This window comes from Kosakonia sp. HypNH10 (assembly GCF_029850615.1).
In the GTDB taxonomy this organism is placed as follows: domain Bacteria; phylum Pseudomonadota; class Gammaproteobacteria; order Enterobacterales; family Enterobacteriaceae; genus Kosakonia; species Kosakonia cowanii.
Map to the genome: position 1 here is coordinate 1 of NZ_JAOTIU010000007.1, position 23,007 is coordinate 23,007.

A 23,007-nucleotide genomic window follows, 5' to 3' on the forward strand; every position below is an offset into this window, starting at 1 on the left:
CAGTTAATTCTCCCTGACAACCCTTAATTTGAAAAAAGTTACCGTTCGCTCAATTTCCAGGCAGAAACTGTGAAAAGAGTCTATTTCTGCTCTTTTATTAAACAAAAACGGGCCCCAAGAGGCCCGTTTTTCAGTTTTTATCTTTTATTGAACAGCAACAATGCGGTCATCTTTCACCACAAGCTGCACCGGCTTGCCCGGAATCAGCGTACCGGAGAGGATCTGCTGCGCCAGCGGGTTCTCAATCTGTTGCTGGATCGCACGTTTCAACGGCCGTGCGCCATATACCGGATCGTAACCATTGGCGCTAAGCAGTTTCAGCGCCTCGTCAGAAAGCGTCACACTGTAGCCGCGCTCCTCAAGACGTTTATACAAACGCTGCAACTGAATCTGCGCAATAGAAGCAATGTGTTTTTCACCTAATGGATGGAACACAACGACTTCATCTATACGGTTGATGAATTCAGGGCGGAAGCTCTGGCTCACTACGCCCATAACCAGCTCTTTCATATGGCCGTAATCGAGATCGCCAAAACGTTCCTGAATCAGATCGGAACCCAGGTTCGAAGTCATGATGACCACCGTATTACGGAAGTCCACCGTTCTGCCCTGCCCGTCCGTCAACCGACCGTCGTCAAGCACCTGCAACAGAATGTTGAAGACATCCGGATGCGCTTTCTCCACCTCATCAAGCAGAATGACGGAATAGGGACGGCGACGAACCGCTTCCGTCAGATAACCGCCCTCTTCATAGCCGACATAGCCCGGAGGCGCACCGACCAACCGCGACACGGAGTGTTTCTCCATAAACTCGGACATGTCGATACGCACCATGGCGTCGTCGCTATCAAACATAAAGTTTGCCAGCGCCTTGCACAGCTCGGTTTTCCCGACCCCGGTCGGCCCAAGGAAGAGGAAGGAACCAATCGGGCGATTCGGATCGGACAGCCCTGCGCGGCTACGGCGAATGGCATTAGAGACCGCATCGACAGCCTCATCCTGACCAATCACGCGATGGTGAAGATCGTGTTCCATGCGCAGCAGTTTCTCGCGCTCACCTTCCATCATTCGCGATACGGGGATACCGGTCCAGCGCGCCAGTACTTCTGCAATCTCAGCATCGGTTACACGGTTACGCAGCAGGCGCATGGTTTTGCCTTCGCTCTGCGTTGCCGCCGCCAGCTGTTTCTCCAGCTCGGGGATTTTCCCGTACTGCAATTCAGACATTCTGCCCAGGTCGCCATTACGACGGGCCTGTTCCATAGCGATTTTCGCCTGCTCAAGCTCTGCTTTAATGGTCTGTGTGCCGGAAAGGGAAGCTTTTTCGGCCTTCCACTCCTCTTCAAGGGAGGAGTATTGACGCTCTTTCTCTTCCAGTTCTTCGTTCAGCATATCGAGGCGTTTTTTACTCGCCTCATCAGACTCTTTCATCAACGCGCGCTGTTCCAGCTTGAGCTGGATAATGCGTCGGTCGAGCCGGTCGAGCTCTTCCGGTTTCGAGTCAATCTGCATACGGATGCTGGATGCCGCTTCATCGATCAGGTCGATGGCTTTATCCGGTAACTGGCGATCGGAGATGTAGCGATGGGAGAGCGATGCCGCCGCAACAATCGCCGGGTCGGTGATCTGCACATGATGGTGCAGCTCATAGCGCTCTTTCAGACCGCGCAGAATAGCGATGGTGTCTTCAACAGAGGGTTCAGCCACCAGCACTTTCTGGAATCGACGCTCCAGCGCGGCATCTTTCTCGATGTACTGACGGTACTCATCAAGCGTAGTTGCGCCGACGCAATGCAGCTCACCGCGCGCCAGCGCCGGTTTAAGCATATTCCCGGCATCCATTGCGCCGTCGGCTTTACCGGCACCGACCATGGTATGCAATTCATCGATAAACAGGATGACGTTCCCTTCCTGTTTGGAGAGATCGTTGAGCACTCCTTTCAGGCGCTCCTCAAACTCACCGCGATATTTTGCCCCGGCGACCAGCGCGCCCATATCCAGCGCCAGCACGCGACGGCCTTTAAGCCCTTCAGGCACTTCGCCGTTCACAATGCGCTGCGCCAGCCCTTCTACAATGGCGGTTTTACCAACGCCAGGCTCACCAATTAATACCGGGTTGTTTTTGGTACGGCGCTGCAGAACCTGAATGGTACGGCGGATCTCTTCGTCACGGCCGATGACCGGGTCAAGTTTGCCCTGCTCGGCACGCTCGGTCAGATCGACGGTAAATTTTTTCAAGGCCTGACGTTGGTCTTCAGCCCCCTGGTCGTTCACGTTCTCTCCCCCACGCATTTGCTCGATAGCCTGGGTCACGTTCGCGGTCGTTGCACCAGCGGATTTCAGCAAATCCGTCAGCGTGCCGCGTGACTCCAGCGCAGCCAGAACAAACAGCTCTGACGAAATAAAGTTATCACCCCGTTTTTGCGCCAGCTTGTCGCAAAGGTTAAGCACGCGCATCAAATCCTGCGAAGGCTGCACATCACCGCCGGTACCTTCTACCTGCGGTAAGCGGCTCAGCGCCTGTTCGATAGCAATACGTAACTGGCCAGCATTGACGCCGGCAGAGGTTAATAAAGGTTGAACCGAACCGCCTTCCTGGTTCAGTAAGGCGCTCATTAAATGAAGTGGTTCGATGAATTGGTTGTCGTGCCCCAGTGCGAGCGACTGGGCATCGGCAAGAGCAAGCTGGAATTTATTAGTAAGACGATCCAGACGCATAACTCCTCCCATAACAGGTCAAATTTGCTACTGGAGATTAAATGAGGTCATCCCTCAATTATTCAAGGTGAATGACCTGATTTATGCGAAGAAAACTTACGCGCACTGGATCGTCTTGATTCGTTAGGTTATATCAGCCAAATGAAACTTGCCATACGCCCGGTCGTCTTGTCCCGACGGTATGAGAAAAAATCACTCTGCTGCCTGAAGGTGCAGTGTTCGCCGCCGTAGATATGCTCGACGCCGACGCTTGCCAGCCGCTGGTGCGCCAGTTGATAAATATCAGCGAAATATTTCTCACCCTGCGGGCGAAATGCGCTTTCGGCTGCGGCATCGTGAGCCATAAATGCCTCACGCACTTCCGGGCCCACTTCGAACGCGTCCGGACCAATCGCCGGGCCAAGCCATGCCAGCAGATTTTCAGGTTTGTCGGCAAAACAGGCTACCGTCTCTTCCAGCACGCCGCCGCACAGTCCGCGCCAGCCAGCGTGCGCTGCCGCCACTTCACTGCCATCCCGGTTACAAAACAGCACCGGCAGGCAGTCGGCGGTCATCACCGCGCACACCGTGCCCGGCGTGTTGCTGTATGAAGCATCCGCGCGTTTCGAGGCATAAGGCTCACTGTCGAGCTTCAATACCGCCGTGCCGTGCACCTGCTCAAGCCAGACCGGTTTTGAAGGCAACCCGGCAGCCGCAAACAGGCGAGCGCGGTTCTCTTCGACATGCTCATTATTGTCGCCGCAGTGCGCGCCGAGGTTCATGGCATCATAGGGCGGCAGGCTTACACCGCCGATACGCGTTGAGCTACAGGCCGCCACGCCTTTCGGCAGCGGCCAGTCCGGGACGATCAGTTTGGTCATAACCAGGCGACATCATCCTTATGGGTTTCAAAATCCGCGCGCATCGCGGCGATAAGATCGACCATATCCTGTGGAATTGGCGCATGCCACTCCATTTCGATACCGCTAATTGGATGGTACAGACGCAGCATAGTCGCGTGCAGCGCCTGACGATCAAACTTGCGCAGCGCATCAATAAATTCATCCGACGCGCCTTTCGGCGGACGAGGACGACCGCCGTAAAGCTGATCGCCCACCAGCGGATGGGTGATATGCGCCATATGCACACGGATCTGGTGCGTACGGCCGGTTTCAAGACGCAGGCGCAGGCGCGTATGGATACGGAAATGCTCCATAATGCGGTAGTGCGTGACGGCCGGTTTGCCCATCGGGTGAACGGACATATGGGTGCGTTTGGTCGGATGGCGGCTGATAGGCTCCTCCACCGTACCGCCGGCAGTCATATGACCAATGGCAACCGCTTCATATTCACGGGTGATTTCACGCAGCTGCAAAGATTCGACCAGCCGGGTTTGCGCCGGAACGGTTTTCGCTACAACCATCAAGCCAGTGGTGTCTTTATCCAGACGGTGCACAATACCAGCGCGCGGTACGTCGACAATCGGCGGATAGTAGTGAAGCAGCGCATTCAGCACGGTACCGTCAGGATTACCGGCACCGGGGTGCACGACAAAGTCGCGCGGCTTATTAATGACGAGAATATCGTCATCTTCATAGACGATATTGAGAGGAATATCCTGCGGCTCAAAGCGCGCTTCTTCTTCAATTTCCGCATTGATGGCAATGCGCTCACCGCCCAACACTTTCTCTTTCGGTTTGTCGCTAACGACATCGTTGACCAGCACGCGCTGATCAAGAATCCATTCTTTTATACGCGAACGTGAATAATCAGGGAACAATTCGGCCAAAGCCTGATCTAAGCGTTGACCGAGTTGATTCTCGGATACCGTTGCGGTGAGTTGTACCAGTTGTGCCATATACAGCTTCTTCGTTAACGTTGGGTTTTACGGCTTCGCCGTTTAATATAGTGTGCTATTGTAGCTGGTCTTAGTCGGGAGCAGGAGTAAAGAATCTCCCGCATGAACATTCTGAGGAAAGTCTAAACGTTATGACGCGCTTGAAATATCTGGTGGCAGCCGCCACGTTAAGTCTGGCTTTGGCAGGTTGCTCCGGTTCTAAGGAAGAGGTACCTGATAATCCACCAAACGAAATCTACGCGACCGCCCAGCAAAAGCTGCAAGACGGTAACTGGAAGGCGGCAATAACGCAACTGGAAGCTCTGGATAATCGTTATCCGTTTGGTCCTTACTCCCAGCAAGTGCAGTTAGATCTTATCTACGCCTACTACAAAAACGCCGATCTGCCGCTGGCGCAGGCCGCCATCGATCGCTTTATTCGTCTTAACCCAACGCATCCGAACATCGACTATGTGATGTATATGCGCGGGTTGACTAACATGGCGCTTGATGACAGCGCGCTACAGGGCTTCTTCGGCGTTGACCGCAGCGATCGCGATCCGGCTCATGCGCGTGATGCGTTCAATGACTTCTCACGTCTGGTGCGCGGTTATCCGCAAAGTCAGTATGCGACCGATGCCAACAAGCGTCTGGTCTACCTGAAAGATCGCCTGGCGAAGTATGAATACTCCGTCGCGCAGTACTACACCGATCGCGGTGCGTGGGTTGCGGTGACCAATCGCGTGGAAGGCATGCTGCGTGATTTCCCGGATACCAAAGCAACGCGCGATGCGCTGCCATTGATGGAGCACGCTTACCGCGAGCTGCAGCTCAATGCGCAGGCTGACAAAGTGGCGAAAATTATCGCCGCCAATAACAGCAACGCATAACGCCTGTAAACGCAAAACGGCAGCCCGCGGGCTGCCGTTTTTTTATCCGTTGGATGCATGGCTGACGCGCTTTCGCGCCGATGCAACCTATCAACTATGACTGCTAACTTCGCATCCGACAAGCTAAATTTCCCCTCTTCCTGCCCTGCCTCACAAACCCCTCGTCTTTGACAAAAAGTGACAAAATTACGTGATTTTAATCACACATTTTGACATTAGGCGCGCTATGCTGAAATGACTTAGACGGAAAGACAGAGAGGTAAGATGTATGACAATGAACATTACCAGTAAACAAATGGAAATTACTCCGGCAATCCGCCAGCATGTCACCGACCGTCTCGCCAAACTGGATAAATGGCAAACTCAGCTGATTAATCCCCATATCGTCCTCTCTAAAGAGCCACAGGGTTTTACCGCCGATGCGACCATCAACACGCCTAACGGGCAGCTTGTCGCCAGCGCTAAACACGATGATATGTATATCGCCATCAACGATTTGATCAACAAGCTGGAACGGCAGCTCAATAAAGTGCAGCACAAAGGCGAAGCGCGTCGCGCCGCAACATCGGTGAAAGATGCCAACTTCGTTGAAGAAGAAGAAGAGTAGTCTCTACATTGAGTTTCCAACGCGCCTGCGGGCGCGTTTTTTATTGACAGAGCGAAAAGAGAGCAGTTACTTTAACTCCCTCGCTCAACAGGAAAAATGATGAAAACTACCCCGTTTCTCTTCGCACTCTTTTTTACCTTCCCCAGTTAGGGAGGCGATTCGTTTTGTGAGAAAAAGTGCGAAGACGAACAATAAAGCCTCCCAAGCCGGGAGGCTTTTTTATTGATAACAATGAAAGGCAACAACATGACGGCTGAAAACCCCTTACTGGATTTACGCGTGAAGATCAGCGCGCTCGACGAGCAGTTGCTGACGCTGCTGGCCGAGCGCCGCCAGCTCTCCGTTGAAGTTGGCAAAGCGAAACTCGCCTCCCACCGCCCGGTACGCGATATAGACAGAGAGCGGGCCCTGCTGGAACATTTAATCGAGCTTGGCAAAACGCATCATTTAGATGCCCATTACATCACCCGCCTGTTTCAGCTCATCATTGAAGACTCTGTTCTCACCCAGCAAGCTCTGCTCCAGCACCACCTCAACAACATCAATCCACGCTCTGCGCGCATCGCATTTCTTGGCCCAAAAGGCTCCTATTCGCATCTTGCCGCGCGGCAGTATGCCGCACGCCATTTCGAACAGTTTATCGAGAGCGGCTGCGCGCGTTTTCAGGATATTTTTAACCAGGTCGAAACCGGCCAGGCGGATTACGCCGTCGTGCCGCTGGAGAACACCAGCTCTGGCGCGATTAACGATGTCTACGATCTGCTTCAGCACACCAGCCTGTCGATTGTTGGCGAGCTGACTGTGCCGATCGACCACTGCGTGCTGGTATCAGGTACCACAACTCTTGAGCAGATCCAGACGGTCTACAGCCATCCGCAACCGTTCCAGCAGTGCAGCCAGTTCCTGAACCGCTATCCGCACTGGAAGATTGAGTATTGTGAAAGCACCTCGGCGGCGATGGAGAAAGTCGCGCAACTGAACTCACCGCACGTCGCGGCGCTGGGCAATGAACCGGGCGGCGCGCTGTATGGTTTACAGGTGCTGGAGCGCAACCTGGCAAACCAGACGCAGAACATCACCCGTTTTGTGGTGCTGGCGCGTAAAGCGATTGATGTCTCTGAGCAGGTACCGGCGAAAACCACGCTACTGATGGCGACCGGGCAACAGGCGGGTGCACTGGTAGAAGCGCTGTTGGTGCTGCGCAACCACAACTTGATCATGACCAAGCTTGAGTCGCGCCCGATCCACGGTAATCCGTGGGAAGAGATGTTCTATCTGGATATTCAGGCCAACCTGCACGCCAGCGCGATGCAAAAAGCGCTACGCGAGCTGGGCAACATCACCCGCTCGCTGAAAGTACTGGGCTGCTACCCCAGCGAAAACGTCGTGCCGGTCGATCCGGTTTAACGCTCGATAAAGAGCGCTTTCTTCATCCCTGCCACCGACACAGGCAGGGTGAAGATTGCCCCCGAAAGCGGATAATCGGCAATCTCTTGCTCATCCATATTTTCGCGGGTGGTGGTGATAAACAGGGTTTTCATATCCGCCCCGCCAAAGCAAACCATCGTCGGGCAGCGCACCGGCAAACGGTACTCCTCCAGTTGTTCGCCCTGCGGTGAGAAACGCGCAATGCGCCAGCCGTCATACATTGCGCTCCAGTAGCACTCTTCGACATCCATCGCCGCGCCGTCCGGGATCCCTTCTCCCGGGTTAAAGCGACGGAACAGCTCGCGCCGCCCTGGCTCGCCCTGCTCATCCAGCGGCGTACGGTAAATCACGCCGTGCGGCGTGTCAGAGGTGAACATCCACTGTTTGTCATGGCTGAAGGCCAGGCCGTTTGCGCCGTGAATATCGCACTGCACCACTTTCGGCGTCAGATCGTTATCCACGCGCAGCAGCAGCGCGCCGTTGTAATCGCCCGGTGCCCAGAAGGTGCCGGCATAAAAGCGCCCATGGTGATCGGTGCCGCCATCGTTAAAACGCGCCAGCTGCGGATTTGATGGGTTATCGCACACTTTCTGTCGCAGCAGCCCGCGTTCGTCCGTCAGCCAGATGGCCTGCCGCATGGCGACGATAAAACCGCCCTTCTCACGCAGCGCGAAGCAGCCCACCTCTTCCGGGAACGAGAGCACCGTATGCTCGCCCGTCTCCAGCCGGTAACGGTGGATTTCACCTTCGAGAATATCAGCCCAGTAGAGCGCCTGTTCGGCTTCGCTCCAGGTCGGACACTCAGGTAAATGTCCGGTGTAATCAAACAGTCTCTGCAACTCAGCCATTGCGCATCCCTTAAATAAAAAAAGCCAGCGGGTGACCACTGGCTTTTCAGTATAAACGGCTTTTGAAGTTACGCCCGGCTGTCGTTGGCCTGGCGTAACAGGGTACGGCTCTCGCTCTGAAAACGCTGGGCATAATCGCCAAACCAGTGTTCAACTTTGCGGAAGCTGTCGATAAACGCCTGCTTATCGCCCTGCTCCAGCAGGCCAATCGCTTCGCCGAAGCGCTGGTAGTAACGCTTGATCAGCGCCAGGTTATCGGGCGAGGACATAATAATGTCGGCATAGAGCTGCGGATCCTGGGCGAACAAGCGCCCAACCATTGCCAGCTCAAGACGATAAATCGGCGATGAGAGCGACAGCAACTGCTCAAGCTGCACGTTCTCTTCTGCCAGGTGCAAGCCATAGGCGAAGGTCGCAAAGTGGCGCAGCGCCTGGATAAAGGCCATGTTCTGATCGTGCTCGACGGCGCTGATGCGGTGCAGCCGCGCGCCCCACACCTGAATCTGTTCCAGGAACCACTGATAGGCTTCCGGTTTACGGCCATCACACCACACCACTACCTGCTTAGCGAGGCTACCGCTGTCCGGGCCAAACATCGGGTGCAGACCGAGCACCGGGCCATTATGCGCCGACAACATCGCTTGTAACGGACCGCTTTTCACCGACGCCAGATCGACCAGAATGCAATCCTCCGGCAGCGGCGGTAGCTTCGCAATCACCGCTTCGGTGACGTGGATCGGTACGCTGACAATCACCATGCCCGCATCCGCCAGCAGCGTTTCCGCCTGCGCCCAATCCTCTTTCTCCAGCGTACGCACCTGGTAGCCCGAGAGCGTCAGCATTTTGCCAAAAAGTTTCCCCATCTGGCCGCCGCCGCCAACGATGACGACTGGACGCAGCGCAGGACAGAGCGTTTTAAACCCTTTGTCGTTTTCGCTGGAGTAGGATTCGCGCATCACGCGGCGCAGCACATCCTCAATCAGATCCGGCGGCACGCCCAGCGCCTCGGCCTCTTTACGCCGCGAGGCCAGCATTGAAGCCTCACGCTCGGGAACGTAAATCGGCAGCCCGTAGTGGCTTTTGACTTCGCCCACCTGCGCCACCAGTTCCAGCCGGCGCGCCAGCAGATCCAGCAGCGCCTTATCCACTTCATCAATTTGATCGCGCAGCGCGGTCAGTTCAGCAACCATAACACCCTCTTATGCAAAACGCGCCGCCAGGCTATTGCGCAGATCGCTGTCGATTTCACGCAGCAGCGCTTCGGTTGCCTCCCAGCTAATGCAGGCATCGGTAACAGAAACACCGTACTTCATATCACAGCGCGGCTGCTCGGATGATTGATTGCCTTCGTGAATGTTGCTCTCAATCATCAGGCCGGTAATCGAACGGTTGCCATCTTTGATCTGCGCGACAACGGACTCAGCAACGGCAGGCTGGCGACGGTAATCTTTATTGGAATTCCCGTGGCTGCAATCTACCATCAGCGACGGTTTCAGTCCCGCTTGCTGCATCTCTTTTTCACACTGCGCAACATCCGCCGGGCTGTAGTTCGGCGCTTTGCCGCCGCGCAGGATCACATGGCCATCCGGGTTACCCTGGGTTTGCAGCAGGCAGACCTGGCCGGCCTGGTTGATGCCGACAAAGCGGTGCGGCATCGCAGCGGCGCGCATTGCATTGATGGCGGTAGCGAGGCTACCGTCGGTACCGTTTTTGAAGCCGACCGGCATCGACAAACCGGAGGCCATTTCACGGTGGGTTTGTGACTCCGTAGTACGCGCGCCAATCGCTGACCAGCTAAAGAGATCGCCGAGGAACTGCGGGCTGTTCGGATCGAGCGCTTCGGTCGCCAGCGGCAGGCCCATGCTGACCAATTCCACCAGCAGACGACGCGCAATCTTCAGGCCAGCTTCCACATCAAACGAGCCATCCATATGCGGATCGTTAATCAGCCCTTTCCAGCCAACGGTGGTACGGGGTTTTTCAAAATAGACGCGCATCACCAGGTAGAGGCTATCGCTGACCTCTGCGGCAAGGGTTTTAAACCGACGGGCGTACTCGAGCGCTGCTTCCGGGTCGTGAATGGAACAAGGACCGCAGACCACCAGCAGGCGCGGATCGCGCCCGGCAATGATATTGGAGATGGTCTGGCGGGATTGCGCGATTTGCGCCTCTTGTTCGCTGGTCAGCGGGAATGCGGTTTTCAGCTGTTCCGGAGTGATCAGAACCTGCTCGTCGGTGATGTGTACGTTGTTCAGCGCGTCTTTTTGCATGATCAAATCCTGTATGGCTCGTGTGCGATAGGTTTCCTCAAGCGAGGGAGCTGACACCATATCACATCAGGTAAAGATTTCAATCCACAAATCGTACAGATATCGTTACACAACCAACTTTAATAGCGCTTATATGGCCGCCAACTGTAATTATAATTTTACAGATGGCGGCCACAGGCGTTTTACACTGCGTTAACGGGCTGCTTTTTCCGCTGCCAGCGCAGAACATCAAACAGCATAAACAGCAGTAAACTACCGCCCATGACCGGCATTGCCAGCCCCAGCAACAAGGCGACGACCAGCACTACACAGCGGCCCACGACGGGGAGTTGCAGCCAGGCGTGGAGCAACGTCTCGCTCGCCGCCGGACGGCGGATCCACCACAAACGATAGCCGACGATAATCATCACGCACAGCGCGCTGCCAAAGGCGATCAGCACCAGCTGATTTAAGATGCCGAACAGCACGCCCATATGGAAATCGACACCCCAGCGTGTCAGCTTCGCCATTAACGGGAAATCGGCGAAGTGCACATGATCGATCACTGCCAGCGAACTCCCCGCAATGGCGACCGCATCTACCTGCGTCGGCCAGCGGCGATCGATCTCCGTGACCGTCCAGGCATGTTCCGTATCGCGCGGCGGGCGAATTTCAATTTTCTTCGCCGTAATCCCGGCCGCCTGTGCGCGGGCGAGCACCGCGTCAAGTTGTGCCGGGTTGAGCGCCATGCCGGACATCGCCATCCCTGCGTGATGCATATGGTGCTCGGCATGGGGATCGGCCGGTGCGGCTTCGCCCTGAAGCTGCGTATTCACCTGCGGTGTCATCCAGTTAAATGCAGCGCGAAGTTTATCGACGTTGCCGCCCGCCCATTGCGACCAGGTCAGGCCGGTAGCAGAGAAGAGCAGCATCCCGGCCAGCAGTAGCCAGCCGAGCATGACGTGCAGGCGGCGATGGTTTTGCACGCGGTTATTGATGCGCCGCTTCGGCCGGGTAAAAAACCACAGCGCAATGCCGCCGAGCGCGGCGATCCACATCCACGACGCCGCCAGCTCACTGTAGAGCCTGCCGGTATCGCCCAGCAGCAGCGAGCGGTGAAGATAATCAATCCACTGGCGCAGCGGCAAAATACCGCTGGTGCCGTAAACGGTCATATCCCCTTTCACCTGTAACGTCACCGGATCGACAAAAATCGCCCGGCTCTCGGAGACGCCAAGCTGCGGGTCAGCAAACATCATCCGCGTCGTTTCATTGCCGCTCAGGCCGGGGCGCACTGCCTGTAAGCGCAGATGGCCGCCCGTCACCTGTTCGGCGACGCGAAGCTGGTCGGCCAGCGGTTGCCGCTCGCTGCTCTCCACGCCATACAGCGCATCGTGATAAAGCGAGTTCTCCAGCTGCGGCGTGGCAACGTAGAGCGTGCCGCTCAACGCGGCGATAAAGATAAAGGGGCCAACAAACAGGCCAATATAGAAATGGAGGCGTCGCAGCAGGTTAAGCCACGCCGCACGAGGGGTGCAGGAAGTCATACTTTTCCTCAAAAAGCGCAAAGGTGTGCCATTCCGCGCAGGCGGAACACTATTTTGGGGTCAGGAAAAGCGTAAAGATGGCGGCGCGCGGGTGTCCGGCCAAAGCCAGGGGATAAAGTGCCACAACCGCGGGCGCGTGCGGGCAGGCACGCAGGTCACGCGCAGCACGCGTCCCAGCAGCAGCAGAACAAGCAGGAAAATCAGGCCGGGAACATGGGCCAGCAACACACAGTAACCACACGCTTCGGCATGGTCGAGCGGCATGGCAGGCGGCGGGCTCTCCGGCTGCGACATCTCATGGTGTGAATGATCGTGGTGTGCATGATCGTTCTGCGCGGGCATCGGCATACTCATCTCATGATGCATACCGGGCATCGCGCTCATCGGATCTTTTTGCAGGGCAGTAGAAATAAGGGGGGCGACGAGGATCAGCAGGATCGCAAACAGCGCCAGCCACAGGGCTGAGCGTTGGGCTCTCGTAAGATGAAAAACGTGCTTCACCGCGTCTCCTTCAGGTCGAAGCGGCATTGTAAATTAAACATCACCAGAAGGTTAATAATTTTACCCGAAGAGACAAAACGGCGTGGCGTAAAAAGGCCAGATAAGTTAGTTAAGCCGCTTTTGCAGGCCCGCCCACGCCATCTGGCCTGAACGCTGATTTTCCCGGTACGCCAGGCAAGTTAAGTGCAGCGAAATGCAGGGTTATGCATCTTCTGCCGCCACGTTGCCGCCATTAAATGCCGCCAGCGGGTTGAGCGTCACCGCCTCTTCGAGGTGATCGGGAGCGAAGTGGGCATAACGCATGGTTTCACGAATATTGGCATGGCCAAGGATGCGTTGCAGCACGAGGATATTGCCGCCATTCATCATAAAGTGCGAGGCGAAGGTGTGGCGCAGAACGTGGGTTTTCTGCCCCTCGGCAAGGGCCAGAGAGGTAGTGGCCAGCATACGGGTGAAGTCGGCATAACAGGGCTGAAACAGCGCTCCCTCGAGCGGAGCCAGCTCGTCGAACAGCCACTGCGGGATCGGCACGGTGCGGTTCCTGCCGCCTTTGGTTTTAACAAAAGTAAGCTTATTGGGTACCAGCTGGGTGCGGGTGAGAGATTCTGCTTCCCGCCAGCGCGCGCCGGTGGCGAGACAAATTTTCACTACCCGCGTTAAATCGACATTGCCGAAACGGACACAGGCCGCCAGCAGTTCGGCGATCTGCGCCTGCGTTAGCCAGCTCATCTCGCGCTCTTTTTCGCGAAACGGCCGCACGCTCTCCAGCGGATTAGGCAGCGACCACTCGCCCAGCCGGGTGAGTTCATTAAACACCGCGCTAAGGTAGTGCTGCTCGCGGTTGACGGTGATGGGCTTCACTTTCCACTTTGCCGGGTCCGGCGTATAGCCATTGTCGATCTCACCGCTCAGGCGCTTATCGCGGTAGTGGGCCCAGGCTTTCGCCGTCAGCTGTGCGGCGATGGGATCGCCCAGCCCGCGGCAGACAATCTCCAGCTTCGCCAGCCGCGATTTGCTCGCCGCCAGCGACTGACCGTGCAGCTTGTACCACAGCGCAATCAGCTCGCTTAAGCGGCGGCGGTCGGCCTTCTCGCCGAGCCAGGGTTTCTCTTCAGCTTCCCGCTTCGCCCAGGTTTCAAAGGCTTCAGCTTCGCCTTTGGTGGCGAACTGTTTGCGGATACGCCGCCCGTCGCGCCCCTGCGGATAGACTTCGCAGAGCCACTTTCCGCCCTTCTGTTTGCTTACCGTCATTGCCGCTTACACATGCTTTTCCAGCGTGAAGAGCACCACGCCGAACGGTTCGATCTCCGCTACGCCGCACTCAAAATCGACCGCGTTATTGCTCAGACGCACTTTGCCGCCGGGCAAACGCACGACATCAAAGACATCCAGCGCATCATCAATGCCAATCACCCAGCGCCCGTTGCCAATCTTCTGCGCGGCGGTATCCACCAGCCAGCCGGCATGCAGCCCGTCAATAAAGCGCAGGCTATCGGTAGCTGCTGGCGCCAGCGAAGGATCTAATGTCCAGACGCCTGCCTCTTTCAGCTCGCCAGACTCATGGCGGAATTTCGGAATGGTAATAACAGCATCGTTCTGCGCAGCAGCCGGCGCCGGATACATCTCACCCTGCCCGGTTGCCAGCCACTTCAGCGAGACGCCGGTATCCAGCGCGCAGGTGACGACCACATCACCGGGGAAGAAGTCCCGGCGCACCCAGGTGCTGATGGTGCCTGAAGAGATATCGAGCAAATCGCCCAGATCCTTTTGCATCTGGAAGCCATAGGCATCAAGAATGCGACGCAGCACCGGGCGTCCGCCCGCCGAGAGGATCTCCTCATACAATGCCTTGCCTTTTACCTGCGGCTTCTCGACCAGATTCGCATTTGCAAACTCACCGTTTACCAGCCAGTGCAGATCCGCGCCGGTATCCAGCGCGCATTTGACCACCGCTTTATAGGGCACGCTTTCCCGCTGGATCCAGCTGCTGATATTGTTCGCCGGCACATCCAGCGCCTCGGCAAGCGCTTTCTGACTGGATACGGAGTAGGACGCTGCAATGCGATCCACCACATCCTGAACACTCATCTTGTTTTCACTCATGGACACCAACATCGAAAAAGTGATTTACACAATCGCATTTGCGATTTATATTGCTGTTCATCGACCAAAATGCACAGCAGTGCACTACATTTCAAACAACAGGAGATAATGCGATATGTCAGATGCAAAATCAATGCCGTCGCATCCGTTATCCGGCTCTCAAATGCAATTCAGCACCTTTTCGCATGGACAGATGGATGAGCTGATGTCTGCCCTGCTGCCGGCGCTGCAAACCCTGATCCGCTCAGCGATGTCCGATGCGATGACGGTGAAGGATTTCGCCGCAATGCGCGGCATCAGCGAGCGTCTGGTGTGGCAGTGGCTCGATGAGGGCGTGCTGCTTAAAGCCCCTACCCGCGAGCATAACGATGCCGGTAAACGCAGCCGCACGTTGATAAATGTCAAAGCCTGGCGCGATAAATTAACGCAGCAGGCTATCGATTGCCGCTACATCGATCGGCGCTCCGCCACCTCATTCGGTTAATTTTGCATTTGCGAGTTCACGCTCACGCAGGAGGATCTATGGCGATCACCTCACCTGCCGCCAGCGCACCGCTGAGTGCCGGCGAGCGGCTTACCGGGTTAAACCACATCAGCGAACTTCGCGGTCGCCACTGGGGCGACAGCTGGAGCGAGGTGGCGAACTTTATCGACGATATGCGCGACAGACGCGATGAGCAGTATGAGGCAAATGCCCGGGCGCTGGCGGCGATCTTCTTTCTCGCCCGCGTCCCCACCGCTCGCCAGGCGCTCGACCCGCATCAGCTTACCCTCGAGGAGAAGCGCGCGCTGATCGCCGCCATGAACCACTTTCGCGCCGTCGTCAGCCTGTTTCCGAAACGGCTAACCATGCCGCTTTAACCCCAACTTTCAACCCAGGACGTCAACCCGTCGGGCATCCCTTTGCCCAAAATCAGGAGAGTTACCATGAGAAAGACCGCGATTCACTCCCCCACCCGCAGCGGCGATGAAGTCACGCTGCTGCTGGCTGAAGCCCGCAATAACGAACGCCTGCGCTGCGCCGGGGCCGTTTCTGCCCGCCTTGATACGCTGGCGAGCTTTATTGCCTCCCAGCGCCTCGACTGGAGCGACGCCGCCGAGCTGTTGCGCCAGGAGGCGACTCATATCGATAACCAGGCGCTGGAGCTGCACTGATGGCCGATGAAATGGATGGCGTTCAACAACGCGAAATGGAGGAGCGCGAGCGGCATATCCTGCACGCCCGCCGCCGTTTACTCCTCCCTTCACGCTTAACCTGCGAATGCTGCGACATGCCGATCCCCGAGGCGCGTCGCATGGCGCTGCCGGGCGTGACCTGCTGCGTCAGCTGCCAGCAGATCGCCGAACTGAAAGATAAGCACTTCAGGAGAGGATAAGTGGCTGTCAGCCTGGCCTACCCCTGGAACGCGCCGCGCAGCGCTATTGCCAGCCCCTACCTGACCCACGCAGAACAGCACCGCCGCAATCAGCACATTGCGGCGGTGCTGCAGGCGCGTCATGCACTGGCGCTGCAACCTGGCTGCGTGCGCCTCTCCATCAGCCGCACAGAGCAAGCGCTGGAAAAGGCGCATGGCGCTGCGCGGGCGCACGCCTTTCTGCTGCGCTTCGCCAGGCAAACTCTGCCACGGCTGAAGGCGGTGAATGCTCGCTACCAGCTCGATGGCCTGCAATCACGCGTCTCAAAGGCAGTTTTCAATAGCCATTTTGATACGGCTTTCCAGCAGGCGCTGGCTGGCCAGTTGGTCGATCTGGTTCACCGCTATAACCAGTTAGCGGACTGCAACCGGGCCAGCGTCGATCGCCTGGCAGAAGATATCGCCCACTTTATCCGCGGCGAGCTGGCAGATATCGATGCCGATGAGCAGACCGAGCTGAAAACCCTGCACCGCTGGTATCACCACGCTGCTCTTATCGCCCTGCAATTTAATATCACCCCGCCGCACTGGCAGCGCGTGACGCAACACCGCGTCTGCGCGGAGGATCTCGCCCCGGCGGTGATCCGTCTTTTCAGTGAACAGTGGTGGCGCGGTCATCTTCGCCGCGCAGCGGCTCAGTGGCGCGAGCATCTGCACATCGCGCTGGGCGTGGTCAGCCGTAAAACGCAGCCCTACGCCAGCCGGGACTGCATCACCAGCTGGCGCGAACAAAAGCGCCGCCACCGCGCATTTCTCAAAAGCATGGAGCTGGAGGATGAAGAGGGAAACCGCATCAGCCTGATTGATAAGTATGATGGGTCGATAGCCAACCCGGCGATCCGCCGCTGCGAGCTGATGACGCGCATCCGCGGTTTCGAAACTATCTGTCAATCCCTTGGCTACGTCGGTGAGTTTTACACGCTGACCGCCCCAGCCGCCTTTCACGCCACCTCCCACACCGGGCATCGCAACCTGAAATGGAACGGCGCCAGCCCGGCGCAAACCCAGGGTTACTTCACTCGTCTGTGGGCGCGCATTCGCGCCAGGCTGCACCGCGATGGCCTGCGCATTTTTGGTATTCGCGTTGCGGAGCCGCATCACGATGGCACTCCACACTGGCATCTGCTGCTGTTTATGCAGCCGCAGGAGAGAGAGAAGGTGCGCGAGATCCTGCGTGATTTTGCCCACCAGCAAGATAGCGAGGAGCTGCGCAGCGACAAGGCGCGGAAAGCCCGTTTTCATGCCGAAGCGATCGATGCGCAAAAAGGGAGCGCGACAGGATATGTGGCGAAGTATATCGCCAAGAATATCGACGGCTACGCGCTGGATAATGAAACCGACCACGAAACGGACGCGCCGCTGAAAGAGAGCGCCTGCGCGGTCTCCGCCTGGGCGGCGCGCTGGCATATCCGCCAGTTCCAGTTTGTCGGCGGCGCGCCGGTCACCGTCTACCGGGAGTTACGCAAAATGGCCGACAGCGCCACGGCCAAAGGGCTGAGCGTGGAGTTCGCCGAAGTACATGATGCCGCCGATAACGGCGACTGGGCTGGCTACGTTAACGCTCAGGGTGGCCCGTTCGTGCGTCGTGACGATCTGCAGGTACGCACCTTGTATCAGGCAGAGGAGGAGTTTAACCAGTACGGCGAACCGACGGTTCGTATTCGCGGCGTGTATGACACCGCCATCGGCAGCGGTTCACCGGTGCTGACGCGTCTGAAGAAGTGGACCATTGTGCCGAAGCGCGCGGCGGCGGTTTTTCAGGGCGCGGCTGCGCCCGCTTGGAGTTCTGTCAATAACTGTACGCCCTTCGAGCCGGGTAAACCGCTAACGAATTATGAACGGCGGCAACTCACTCGCCGGCTGCGGGAAGGGATCCTCAGTGAACGAAACGGGAGGTTAAAAACCGATCTCAACATCTTTGAGAATAATGACTTTTTGGCAAGCGATAGATGGTCAGAATATTTGTCACTTCACAATACTGTTTTTTTATCAGCGACATAGTGATTAGACAAAATAATCTTCGCTTCCCATAAATATCCAGCCTATGATACTGTATAAACATACAGTAAGAGAATTCATGAGAGGAATTCATGGTCTTTGAACGACTAAATAAGACTCAGCACAAATGGGCATGCGTGCAATTCATTGCCGAGGTGTCGCTTATCGCCAACTGCAAGCCTTCTGACCTGAAGCTGGCCTTGAGCCTGATTGCGGACCTGGCAGAAAGCGAGAACACTACTCCCGATGATGAGGATATTTATTACAAAGCCGAATAGCCCGCCGACCGCCATTCCGGCCACTCTCTTTACCGTACTCTTACGCACCGGTTAGCCTTTCCCTCGCCCGGTGCGTCGCTTTTCCCCCCGTTGTTGTGCCAGCCACGCGCCAGCACCAGGCCATAGCCCTTAGCCTCTCTGTTGCGGAAACTTAACCATGGAAAAAACCTTCCGGATGGTAAGAGACGCAAAACGATGAATGCGATAACACAACAAGGCGACACCCTCGATCTGATCTGCCTGCGCTACTACGGGCGAACGGCGGGCGTCGTCGAACGCGTGCTGGCCGCCAATCCTGGTCTTGCCGAACTGGGCGTCGTGCTCCCGTATGGCACCACCCTCACCCTGCCCGATGTCGCGGTTCAGGCCATGCAGGAGACGGTAAATCTATGGGCGTAAGTATCGAGAGAATCAGCTCGTCGCTGGCCTACTGGATTAGCGTCGCCCTGACCTTTTTTGGCGCCATGACGCCGCAAGACTTTGCCGCTTACTTCGGCGCGCTCGGCGTCGCCATGACCGTCGGCGTGAACTGGTATTACCGCCGTAAAAGCTATCTGTTCCTCAAATCCTGTGCGGTGAGCCAGGAGGTGGTCAATGGGCTTACCCGTTAAACGCTGTAGCGCGGCGGCCGTACTGGCGCTGGCGCTGCTGCTGCCCGATTTTCATCTGCTGCACACCTCGCAGGCGGGGCTGGCGCTGATTACCGATCTCGAAGGCTGCCGGCTGCGCCCCTACCAGTGCAGCGCGGGGGTCTGGACATCGGGGATTGGTCACACGGCGAAAGTTATCCCTGCGCGCGATATCAGCGAAAAAGAGGCCGCCGTCAACCTGGTCGCCGACGTGCTGCACGTTGAACGCCGCCTGGCGCAGTGCGTGCCGGTGGAGATGCCGCAACCAGTGTATGACGCGGTAGTCAGCTTCACCTTTAACGTCGGTAGCGGCGCGGCGTGCGCCTCAACGCTTGCCTGGCACCTGCGCCAGAAGGCGTGGAAACAGGCCTGCGATCAGCTCCCGCGCTGGGTTTATGTTGATGGCGTGCGCAACCGCGGGCTGGAAAACCGCCGCCAGCGCGAGCGCGACTGGTGCCTGAAGGGGGTGAAATGAGCATCCGCCTGGTGATAGTGGCCGCGCTACTGGCGACGCTGACCGGGCTGTGGTTGTTTGAGCAAAACCACGCTCTGCGGGCCTCTTTAGCCAACGCGCAGCAGCTGGCGCAGGAGCAGAACGCCACGCTGACGCGCCTTAAAACTGCCCTCAACGCCACCGCCGAACTGGCGGCGAAGAACCAGCAGGCGCAGGTCACGCTGCGCCAGCAGCTCGATGCCGCCAGCGCGCAGGCGCTGCAACGAGAAAACGCGATTGCGAGGTTATTAAATGAGAACGAGGCTTTTCGCCACTGGTATCGCACTGAGTTACCTGATGCTGTGCGCCGGGTGCACCAGCGCCCCGCCTGCCCCTCCGCCGCTCATTGTTTACAACAGCTGCCCGCAGGTCAGCCTCTGTCCGATGCCGGCAAGCGCGCCGCAAACTAACGGCGATTTGAGCGCCGATATTCGCCAGCTTGAGCACGCGCTGGTGCAGTGCGCGCTGCAAGTTGAAACCCTTAAACATTGCCAGGATGAGATCAATGCTAAAACCCAACTCTCTGCGCAGCGCCCTGATTAACGCCGTCCCGGCGCTGCACGATACCCCCTCGATGCTGCGCCTGTGGGTCGACAAAGGCAGCAATATCGCCACGCTCGCCAGCTCCTTATCGTTTGAAAAACAGTTCAGCCTCAACGTCGCCATCAGCGGTTTTGGCGGCGATATCGACACGCTGTTTGTGCCGGTGATGGCCTGGCTGCGCGATAACCAGCCCGACATTCTCTCCGTCGAAGCGGGGCAGAAAGGCGGCTTTAGCTGGACGCTGCTGACCAACGCCGACGGCACTCAGGATGTGACGATGGTGCTGCAACTGACCGAGCGCACCCAGGTGAAAGAGGTCAACGGCGCGCTGATTGCCGAAACGCTGCCGGAGCCGCTGCCGCCGGCCTTCGTCACCCGGCCGAAAGAGCTCTATATCAACGGCGAGCTGGTGAGCCGCTGGCAGGCGTGATCGCCTGCACCCTACGCCACGGGCTGCGTTGTGCCAAAAGCCGGACAGCCTTGTTCAATTTTCAAAACCGGGGACGCATAGCATCATTTCGCTTATGAACAGACAACTTTCGCTTCACGAACTGGCCCGCCAGCTTCGCAATATGATCCGCACCGGAATTATCACTGAGGTCGACCTGAAAGCCGGGCGCTGCCGGGTGCAGACCGGCGGTATGGTGACCGACTGGCTACAGTGGTTAACCCACCGTGCCGGGCGTTCGCGCAGCTGGTGGGCACCCTCCGTCGATGAGCAGGTGTTACTGCTCGCCGTCGGTGGCGAACTGGAGACCGCCTTCGTTATGCCGGGGATTTATGCCAACGATCATCCGGCACCCTCTGCCTCGGCGGACGCCTGGCACGTCACTTTTCCCGATGGCGCGGTGTTTGAATATGAACCGCAGACCAGCGCCCTGAAGGTGAGCGGGATTAAAACTGCCGATATCACTGCGTCCGAGTCGATTACTGCCAGCGTGCCGCAAGTGCTGGTGAAAGCCTCGACGCGCATCACCCTCGATACGCCGGAAGTGGTCTGCACCAATAAGCTGATCACCGCCACGCTGGAGGTGCAAAAAGGCGGCACGATGAGCGGCAATATGACCCACAGCGGCGGCTCGCTCACCTCCAACGGCAAAGTGCTGCATAGCCACCAACACCCTGGCGACAGCGGCGGTACCACAGGAGCACCTTTATGACAGCACGTTATTTCGGCCTCGATCGCACCAGCGGGCGCAGCCTGACCGACATCGACCATATTCGCCAGAGCATCAGCGATATTCTGCGCACGCCGGTGGGCTCGCGCGTGATGCGCCGCGATTACGGTTCGCTGCTGTTCGATATGCTCGATCAGCCGCAGACCCCGGCGCTGGCGCTGCAAATTCAGGTGGCCTGCTATATGGCGCTGCTGCAATGGGAGCCGCGCATTACCCTCAGCGCGGTGACGGCCGAACGTCAGTTCGACGGCAAGATGGTGGTCAATCTGACCGGTCAGCTTGCCAGCACCGGCGAGTCCCTCTCTTTAACCCTTCCTGTGAGTTGATACCATGCCGATTATCGATCTGAGCCAACTGCCCGCGCCCGATGTTGTCGAGGCGCTGGATTATGAGCGCATCCTGGATGAGCGCAAAACCACCCTTGTTTCGCTGTTTCCCGCCGATCAGCAGGAGGCCATCGCCCGTACGCTGGCGCTGGAGTCCGAGCCGCTGACCAAGTTTCTCGAAGAGAATGCTTACCGCGAAGTGGTCTGGCGCCAGCGCGTCAACGAAGCGGCCCGCGCGGTGATGCTGGCGTATGCCTCAGGCGGCGATCTCGATGTACTTGGGGCGAACTACAATGTGTCTCGCCTGGTTATCACACCCGCAGACAATACGGCTATCCCACCTGTTGCAGCCGTGCTGGAAACGGACAGCGATTTTCGTCTGCGTATTCAGCAAGCACTGGAAGGTTTGAGTGTAGCCGGGTCGGTCGGTGCCTATGAGTTTCATGGCCGGAGCGCTGACGGACGCGTGGCGGATATCTCTGTCGTAAGCCCGGCGCCAGCCTGCGTCACTATTTCCGTCCTATCCCGCGACGGCAATGGTGAAGCATCACCCGATCTGCTCACAGCAGTTAGCAACGCGTTAAGTGGCGAAGATGTCAGGCCGGTGGCCGATCGCGTGACGGTACAATCAGCCAGTATCGTTGACTATCAAATCCGCGCTTCTCTGTTCCTTTATCCCGGGCCTGAACGCGAGCCTGTTCGTGCCGCCGCTGCAGCAAAACTGCGAGCCTATATTACGGCGCAGCATCGGCTCGGCCGGGATATCCGTAAATCAGCCATCTATGCAGCGCTCCATGTAGAGGGAGTACAGCGTGTAGAGCTTGCTTCACCAGCCGCAGATATCGTGCTGGATAAAACTCAGGCCTCTTACTGCTCTGATTTCAACATCGAGATCGGAGGTTCTGATGAGTAATTCGCGCTTGTTACCCGTGGGGTCAACCCCGCTTGAGGTGGCGGCGTCGCGTGCCTGCGCGGTCATAGAAAATACGCCAATACCGCTGCGCAGATTGTGGAACCCTGATACCTGCCCGGCAAACTTATTGCCCTGGCTGGCATGGGCATTTTCCGTTGACCGCTGGGATGAAGCCTGGCCGGAAAAGACCAAGCGCGACGTTATTCGCAGTGCTTATTTTATTCACTCTCACAAAGGAACCATCGGCGCGGTGCGGCGTGTCGTTGAGCCACTCGGCTATGTCATCAACATAATTGAGTGGTGGGAAAACAACGACCCGCCAGGTACGTTCCGCCTTGATATTGGCGTACTGGAAACGGGTATCACGGAGGAAATGTATAACGAGATGGAGCGGCTTATCACCGATGCGAAGCCTGCCAGCCGCCATCTCATCGGGCTCAATATCATTCAGGATGTTGCGGGTTATCTCTTCGCCGGTGGGACACATTACGACGGCGACATTATTACGGTTTATCCGGGTTAAGCGA

Annotated in this window: 30 protein-coding genes and 1 other annotated feature; of the genes, 20 read left to right on the forward strand and 10 right to left on the reverse strand. The window is 57.4% G+C overall.

Going from position 1 to position 23,007, the window contains the following annotated elements:
* Positions 1-144: 144 nt before the first annotated feature.
* The 3 genes from clpB to rluD all read right to left on the reverse strand — a co-directional run bounded on the left by clpB (position 145) and on the right by rluD (position 4,555).
* Positions 145-2,718: an ATP-dependent chaperone ClpB gene (clpB, locus tag N7V53_RS17985; RefSeq protein WP_023480639.1), complete on the reverse strand. Its 2,574-nt coding sequence runs from the start codon at positions 2,716-2,718 to the stop codon at positions 145-147.
* A 128-nt stretch (positions 2,719-2,846) separates the two neighbouring features.
* Positions 2,847-3,578 (reverse strand): purine nucleoside phosphorylase YfiH, encoded by a 732-nt coding sequence (gene yfiH / locus N7V53_RS17990; protein ID WP_279794321.1) that lies wholly within the window; start codon positions 3,576-3,578, stop codon positions 2,847-2,849.
* The gene (gene rluD / locus N7V53_RS17995; RefSeq protein WP_270222393.1) at positions 3,575-4,555 is read right to left on the reverse strand and encodes a 23S rRNA pseudouridine(1911/1915/1917) synthase RluD; all 981 of its coding nucleotides are present in this window, start codon (positions 4,553-4,555) and stop codon (positions 3,575-3,577) included. Before rluD ends, yfiH begins: the two co-directional genes overlap by 4 nt.
* Before the next feature lie 131 nt (positions 4,556-4,686).
* On the opposite strand from rluD, the gene bamD reads away from it, so the two are divergent.
* The 4 genes from bamD to pheA all read left to right on the forward strand — a co-directional run bounded on the left by bamD (position 4,687) and on the right by pheA (position 7,438).
* The gene (gene bamD / locus N7V53_RS18000; protein ID WP_023480633.1) at positions 4,687-5,424 is read left to right on the forward strand and encodes an outer membrane protein assembly factor BamD; all 738 of its coding nucleotides are present in this window, start codon (positions 4,687-4,689) and stop codon (positions 5,422-5,424) included.
* Between the two features lie 268 nt (positions 5,425-5,692).
* On the forward strand, positions 5,693-6,031 hold the full coding sequence (raiA, locus tag N7V53_RS18005) for a ribosome-associated translation inhibitor RaiA (protein ID WP_023480581.1): 339 nt from the start codon (positions 5,693-5,695) through the stop codon (positions 6,029-6,031).
* 98 nt (positions 6,032-6,129) lie between these two features.
* Positions 6,130-6,255 (forward strand) — a sequence feature (Phe leader region).
* On the forward strand, positions 6,131-6,181 hold the full coding sequence (pheL, locus tag N7V53_RS18010) for a pheA operon leader peptide PheL (protein WP_200134660.1): 51 nt from the start codon (positions 6,131-6,133) through the stop codon (positions 6,179-6,181). It overlaps the preceding feature by 51 nt.
* 22 nt (positions 6,256-6,277) lie before the next feature.
* Complete coding sequence (pheA, locus tag N7V53_RS18015) at positions 6,278-7,438, forward strand: bifunctional chorismate mutase/prephenate dehydratase (protein ID WP_270222394.1); 1,161 nt, start codon at positions 6,278-6,280, stop codon at positions 7,436-7,438.
* Here the strand turns inward: pheA and N7V53_RS18020 are convergent.
* From N7V53_RS18020 to N7V53_RS18050, 7 genes are all read right to left on the reverse strand, one after another.
* Complete coding sequence (locus N7V53_RS18020) at positions 7,435-8,307, reverse strand: SMP-30/gluconolactonase/LRE family protein (protein ID WP_279794323.1); 873 nt, start codon at positions 8,305-8,307, stop codon at positions 7,435-7,437. The genes pheA and N7V53_RS18020 overlap by 4 nt on opposite strands.
* Before the next feature lie 68 nt (positions 8,308-8,375).
* Complete coding sequence (gene tyrA / locus N7V53_RS18025) at positions 8,376-9,497, reverse strand: bifunctional chorismate mutase/prephenate dehydrogenase (protein WP_270222395.1); 1,122 nt, start codon at positions 9,495-9,497, stop codon at positions 8,376-8,378.
* Positions 9,498-9,506: 9 nt separating this feature from the next.
* The gene (gene aroF / locus N7V53_RS18030) at positions 9,507-10,577 is read right to left on the reverse strand and encodes a 3-deoxy-7-phosphoheptulonate synthase AroF (RefSeq protein ID WP_023480662.1); all 1,071 of its coding nucleotides are present in this window, start codon (positions 10,575-10,577) and stop codon (positions 9,507-9,509) included.
* Positions 10,578-10,759: 182 nt separating this feature from the next.
* Positions 10,760-12,103: a PepSY-associated TM helix domain-containing protein gene (locus N7V53_RS18035; RefSeq protein WP_279794324.1), complete on the reverse strand. Its 1,344-nt coding sequence runs from the start codon at positions 12,101-12,103 to the stop codon at positions 10,760-10,762.
* A 60-nt stretch (positions 12,104-12,163) separates the two neighbouring features.
* On the reverse strand, positions 12,164-12,604 hold the full coding sequence (locus tag N7V53_RS18040; protein ID WP_279794326.1) for a DUF2946 domain-containing protein: 441 nt from the start codon (positions 12,602-12,604) through the stop codon (positions 12,164-12,166).
* Between the two features lie 201 nt (positions 12,605-12,805).
* Positions 12,806-13,855, reverse strand: coding sequence for a site-specific integrase (locus tag N7V53_RS18045; RefSeq protein ID WP_279794327.1), 1,050 nt, complete (start codon positions 13,853-13,855; stop codon positions 12,806-12,808).
* Positions 13,856-13,861: 6 nt separating this feature from the next.
* On the reverse strand, positions 13,862-14,707 hold the full coding sequence (locus N7V53_RS18050; RefSeq protein ID WP_279794328.1) for a helix-turn-helix domain-containing protein: 846 nt from the start codon (positions 14,705-14,707) through the stop codon (positions 13,862-13,864).
* Positions 14,708-14,822: 115 nt separating this feature from the next.
* On the opposite strand from N7V53_RS18050, the gene N7V53_RS18055 reads away from it, so the two are divergent.
* The 16 genes from N7V53_RS18055 (at position 14,823) to N7V53_RS18130 (ending at position 23,003) form a co-directional block, all read left to right on the forward strand.
* Complete coding sequence (locus tag N7V53_RS18055) at positions 14,823-15,191, forward strand: hypothetical protein (protein WP_023480610.1); 369 nt, start codon at positions 14,823-14,825, stop codon at positions 15,189-15,191.
* A gap of 38 nt (positions 15,192-15,229) precedes the next feature.
* Positions 15,230-15,568: a DUF5347 domain-containing protein gene (locus tag N7V53_RS18060; RefSeq protein WP_023480646.1), complete on the forward strand. Its 339-nt coding sequence runs from the start codon at positions 15,230-15,232 to the stop codon at positions 15,566-15,568.
* A 66-nt stretch (positions 15,569-15,634) separates the two neighbouring features.
* Complete coding sequence (locus tag N7V53_RS18065) at positions 15,635-15,862, forward strand: DUF2732 family protein (RefSeq protein WP_279794329.1); 228 nt, start codon at positions 15,635-15,637, stop codon at positions 15,860-15,862.
* A complete protein-coding gene (locus N7V53_RS18070; RefSeq protein ID WP_124967547.1) occupies positions 15,862-16,083 on the forward strand; it encodes a TraR/DksA C4-type zinc finger protein in 222 nt (73 codons plus the stop codon). The genes N7V53_RS18065 and N7V53_RS18070 overlap by 1 nt, the downstream gene beginning before the upstream one ends.
* Entirely contained in the window at positions 16,084-18,123 is a 2,040-nt protein-coding gene (locus N7V53_RS18075) for a replication endonuclease (RefSeq protein ID WP_279794330.1), read from the forward strand.
* An 89-nt stretch (positions 18,124-18,212) separates the two neighbouring features.
* A complete protein-coding gene (locus tag N7V53_RS18080; RefSeq protein ID WP_023480627.1) occupies positions 18,213-18,398 on the forward strand; it encodes a hypothetical protein in 186 nt (61 codons plus the stop codon).
* 195 nt (positions 18,399-18,593) lie between these two features.
* Complete coding sequence (locus N7V53_RS18085) at positions 18,594-18,797, forward strand: tail protein X (protein ID WP_279794331.1); 204 nt, start codon at positions 18,594-18,596, stop codon at positions 18,795-18,797.
* Positions 18,788-19,009 carry an HP1 family phage holin gene (locus tag N7V53_RS18090; protein ID WP_023480641.1) on the forward strand — a complete coding sequence of 74 codons (222 nt, stop codon included), beginning with the start codon at positions 18,788-18,790 and terminating at the stop codon, positions 19,007-19,009. Before N7V53_RS18085 ends, N7V53_RS18090 begins: the two co-directional genes overlap by 10 nt.
* Positions 18,993-19,502 carry a lysozyme gene (locus tag N7V53_RS18095; protein WP_279794332.1) on the forward strand — a complete coding sequence of 170 codons (510 nt, stop codon included), beginning with the start codon at positions 18,993-18,995 and terminating at the stop codon, positions 19,500-19,502. The genes N7V53_RS18090 and N7V53_RS18095 overlap by 17 nt, the downstream gene beginning before the upstream one ends.
* A 2-nt stretch (positions 19,503-19,504) precedes the next feature.
* The gene (lysB, locus tag N7V53_RS18100) at positions 19,505-19,930 is read left to right on the forward strand and encodes an Rz-like lysis system protein LysB (protein ID WP_279794494.1); all 426 of its coding nucleotides are present in this window, start codon (positions 19,505-19,507) and stop codon (positions 19,928-19,930) included.
* Positions 19,818-20,063 (forward strand): Rz1-like lysis system protein LysC, encoded by a 246-nt coding sequence (gene lysC / locus N7V53_RS18105; protein ID WP_232045289.1) that lies wholly within the window; start codon positions 19,818-19,820, stop codon positions 20,061-20,063. Before lysB ends, lysC begins: the two co-directional genes overlap by 113 nt.
* Positions 20,026-20,493 carry a phage tail protein gene (locus tag N7V53_RS18110; RefSeq protein WP_279794334.1) on the forward strand — a complete coding sequence of 156 codons (468 nt, stop codon included), beginning with the start codon at positions 20,026-20,028 and terminating at the stop codon, positions 20,491-20,493. Before lysC ends, N7V53_RS18110 begins: the two co-directional genes overlap by 38 nt.
* A gap of 94 nt (positions 20,494-20,587) precedes the next feature.
* Complete coding sequence (locus N7V53_RS18115; RefSeq protein WP_279794335.1) at positions 20,588-21,223, forward strand: phage baseplate assembly protein V; 636 nt, start codon at positions 20,588-20,590, stop codon at positions 21,221-21,223.
* A complete protein-coding gene (locus N7V53_RS18120) occupies positions 21,220-21,567 on the forward strand; it encodes a GPW/gp25 family protein (protein WP_279794336.1) in 348 nt (115 codons plus the stop codon). Before N7V53_RS18115 ends, N7V53_RS18120 begins: the two co-directional genes overlap by 4 nt.
* 4 nt (positions 21,568-21,571) lie before the next feature.
* On the forward strand, positions 21,572-22,480 hold the full coding sequence (locus tag N7V53_RS18125) for a baseplate assembly protein (protein ID WP_279794337.1): 909 nt from the start codon (positions 21,572-21,574) through the stop codon (positions 22,478-22,480).
* The gene (locus N7V53_RS18130) at positions 22,473-23,003 is read left to right on the forward strand and encodes a phage tail protein I (protein ID WP_023480579.1); all 531 of its coding nucleotides are present in this window, start codon (positions 22,473-22,475) and stop codon (positions 23,001-23,003) included. Before N7V53_RS18125 ends, N7V53_RS18130 begins: the two co-directional genes overlap by 8 nt.
* The last annotated feature ends 4 nt before the right edge of the window (positions 23,004-23,007 follow it).

Coding starts and splice junctions, on each gene's coding strand:
- clpB (WP_023480639.1), bottom strand. CDS start 2,718: ATGCGTCTGGATCGTCTTACTAATAAATTCCAGCTTGCTCTTGCCGAT.
- yfiH (WP_279794321.1), bottom strand. CDS start 3,578: ATGACCAAACTGATCGTCCCGGACTGGCCGCTGCCGAAAGGCGTGGCG.
- rluD (WP_270222393.1), bottom strand. CDS start 4,555: ATGGCACAACTGGTACAACTCACCGCAACGGTATCCGAGAATCAACTC.
- bamD (WP_023480633.1), top strand. CDS start 4,687: ATGACGCGCTTGAAATATCTGGTGGCAGCCGCCACGTTAAGTCTGGCT.
- raiA (WP_023480581.1), top strand. CDS start 5,693: ATGACAATGAACATTACCAGTAAACAAATGGAAATTACTCCGGCAATC.
- pheA (WP_270222394.1), top strand. CDS start 6,278: ATGACGGCTGAAAACCCCTTACTGGATTTACGCGTGAAGATCAGCGCG.
- N7V53_RS18020 (WP_279794323.1), bottom strand. CDS start 8,307: ATGGCTGAGTTGCAGAGACTGTTTGATTACACCGGACATTTACCTGAG.
- tyrA (WP_270222395.1), bottom strand. CDS start 9,497: ATGGTTGCTGAACTGACCGCGCTGCGCGATCAAATTGATGAAGTGGAT.
- aroF (WP_023480662.1), bottom strand. CDS start 10,577: ATGCAAAAAGACGCGCTGAACAACGTACACATCACCGACGAGCAGGTT.
- N7V53_RS18035 (WP_279794324.1), bottom strand. CDS start 12,103: ATGACTTCCTGCACCCCTCGTGCGGCGTGGCTTAACCTGCTGCGACGC.
- N7V53_RS18045 (WP_279794327.1), bottom strand. CDS start 13,855: ATGACGGTAAGCAAACAGAAGGGCGGAAAGTGGCTCTGCGAAGTCTAT.
- N7V53_RS18050 (WP_279794328.1), bottom strand. CDS start 14,707: ATGAGTGAAAACAAGATGAGTGTTCAGGATGTGGTGGATCGCATTGCA.
- N7V53_RS18055 (WP_023480610.1), top strand. CDS start 14,823: ATGTCAGATGCAAAATCAATGCCGTCGCATCCGTTATCCGGCTCTCAA.
- N7V53_RS18060 (WP_023480646.1), top strand. CDS start 15,230: ATGGCGATCACCTCACCTGCCGCCAGCGCACCGCTGAGTGCCGGCGAG.
- N7V53_RS18065 (WP_279794329.1), top strand. CDS start 15,635: ATGAGAAAGACCGCGATTCACTCCCCCACCCGCAGCGGCGATGAAGTC.
- N7V53_RS18070 (WP_124967547.1), top strand. CDS start 15,862: ATGGCCGATGAAATGGATGGCGTTCAACAACGCGAAATGGAGGAGCGC.
- N7V53_RS18080 (WP_023480627.1), top strand. CDS start 18,213: ATGGTCTTTGAACGACTAAATAAGACTCAGCACAAATGGGCATGCGTG.
- N7V53_RS18085 (WP_279794331.1), top strand. CDS start 18,594: ATGAATGCGATAACACAACAAGGCGACACCCTCGATCTGATCTGCCTG.
- N7V53_RS18090 (WP_023480641.1), top strand. CDS start 18,788: ATGGGCGTAAGTATCGAGAGAATCAGCTCGTCGCTGGCCTACTGGATT.
- N7V53_RS18095 (WP_279794332.1), top strand. CDS start 18,993: ATGGGCTTACCCGTTAAACGCTGTAGCGCGGCGGCCGTACTGGCGCTG.
- lysC (WP_232045289.1), top strand. CDS start 19,818: ATGCTGTGCGCCGGGTGCACCAGCGCCCCGCCTGCCCCTCCGCCGCTC.
- N7V53_RS18110 (WP_279794334.1), top strand. CDS start 20,026: ATGCTAAAACCCAACTCTCTGCGCAGCGCCCTGATTAACGCCGTCCCG.
- N7V53_RS18115 (WP_279794335.1), top strand. CDS start 20,588: ATGAACAGACAACTTTCGCTTCACGAACTGGCCCGCCAGCTTCGCAAT.
- N7V53_RS18120 (WP_279794336.1), top strand. CDS start 21,220: ATGACAGCACGTTATTTCGGCCTCGATCGCACCAGCGGGCGCAGCCTG.
- N7V53_RS18125 (WP_279794337.1), top strand. CDS start 21,572: ATGCCGATTATCGATCTGAGCCAACTGCCCGCGCCCGATGTTGTCGAG.
- N7V53_RS18130 (WP_023480579.1), top strand. CDS start 22,473: ATGAGTAATTCGCGCTTGTTACCCGTGGGGTCAACCCCGCTTGAGGTG.